The 1672-nt window shown below is 64.5% G+C and carries 1 protein-coding gene; it reads left to right on the top strand.

The genetic code is table 11. The features are described from left to right. Nucleotides 1–223 precede the first annotated feature (223 nt). Complete coding sequence (locus tag EB75_RS28110; protein WP_286150345.1) at nt 224–1621, top strand: IS110 family RNA-guided transposase; 1398 nt, start codon at nt 224–226, stop codon at nt 1619–1621. The last annotated feature ends 51 nt before the right edge of the window (nt 1622–1672 follow it).

The following is a 1672-nucleotide window of genomic DNA, read 5'->3' on the forward strand; positions in this document are numbered from 1 at the left end:
CCACCGACATTTAGATTGGGTGAGTGCTCGCGGACGGCCGAACCCACCGACTGGAACCTCGCGGATTCCTGAAATTTGAGTGGCCGTCTGCGAGCACGACCCGTGGCCAGGCGGGTGTCCCTGTTTGGGAACTTGGAGCCGTCCACTGACGGACTCCTGCTTGTGGAATGTCTGGGCAATGCCGGCGCTGGCCTCGAGTCACACCCTCGCGAGAAAGGACGCCGTGGAACTCATCTTGGGTATCGACCTTGCGTGCCGGGCGGCTCATCAGGCCTCGCTGGCGCGGCCCGACGGAACGTTCGTCTGGACCGGACGCCGATTCTTCACCAGACCCGACGATCTGGAAAAGCTCTGGAATGCTTGCGATTTAAGCGACGAAGACACGTTACGGGTGGTGATGGAACCAACCCGCAACGCGTGGGCGCCGTTGGCATCATGGTTCCGCCACCACGGCGCGAACGTGTCGATGGTGCCCACCACGCAGTCAGCCGATCTGCGGGCCTACTACTCCAAACACGCCAAGAACGACCACCTCGATTCCAAGCTGCTGGCCCGGCTGCCACTGCTGCATCCCGAGGGGCTCCGTGACCACGCCAGCGACGGCCCGGCCGATCCGTTGCGTCGGATCGTGAAGATCCGCTCGTCGATCGTCAAACGCCGCACCGCGGTGTTCCAGCGCCTCGACGCCCAACTCGAACTGCTCGGCCCCGCCTGGTATGACGCGCTCGGAACACGTTATGGCAAAGCAACTTTGGCGCTATTGACCCGCTACGCCGACCCCAACACCCTGATCCGCCTCGGGCACGCTCGACTGACCCGGTTCCTGATTCGCCACTCCCGTGGCGCCTGGCGCGAGGCCCAGGCCACGTTGATCCTGGCCGCGGCCCGAGAGTCCTTGCAGTTGTGGGGCGCCGGCGCCGATGCTCGGATCGACTTCGCCGAATTGGCGGCCGATATCGCGATCGAAGCCGAACAAGCCCAAGCGTTGACCGATCAGATTGACGACCTCGACGAACGAGCCGCCAACCTCTACGCCGAAGCCGATCCCACCGGCATCATTGCCTCAGCTCCCGGGGTTGGACCGGTCACCGCCGCCGTCATCGCCGGCCGATTAGGCGATCCGCACCGCTTCCACTCACTGGCCGCGATCCGCGCCTACTCCGGGCTAATCCCCAAACTCAGCCAATCCGGCCAAAGCCAGCACCAGCACGGGTTGACCAAAGCCGGCGACCCATTGCTGCGCGAGGCCCTCTTCGCCGCCGCAGACCACGCCCGAAAGGTCGACCCTCAGCTGGCCGCCAAGTACCAGCGGCTCATGAGCACCGACCGTCATCACGACTCAGCGATCTGCCACATCGCCACCGCGCTGCTGACTCGTATCGCAACCTGTTGGCGCACCGGCGAGCACTACGCCCTACGTGACACCGCTGGCCGGCCCATTGACGCCGAGGAAGGTCGCCGCCTGGTGACTGCCCACTACCGCGTTGATCGCCAAACCAGGATCAACGCCGCCAACACCCGCCAATCGCAGCGACTCAAAGGCAGGGCGGGCCGAGGACAACAGGAGTCGCCAAGCGCTCCAATCCACCGACCCGCCCCCACCACCCTAGAACCCGCCTAAGGACTTGCCACAAGAACCCGTCTGAGAACTTGACTCCGATTAGGAACTCAA

Origin of the sequence: Mycobacterium sp. ST-F2, assembly GCF_001905655.1 — a bacterium.
In the GTDB taxonomy this organism is placed as follows: domain Bacteria; phylum Actinomycetota; class Actinomycetes; order Mycobacteriales; family Mycobacteriaceae; genus Mycobacterium.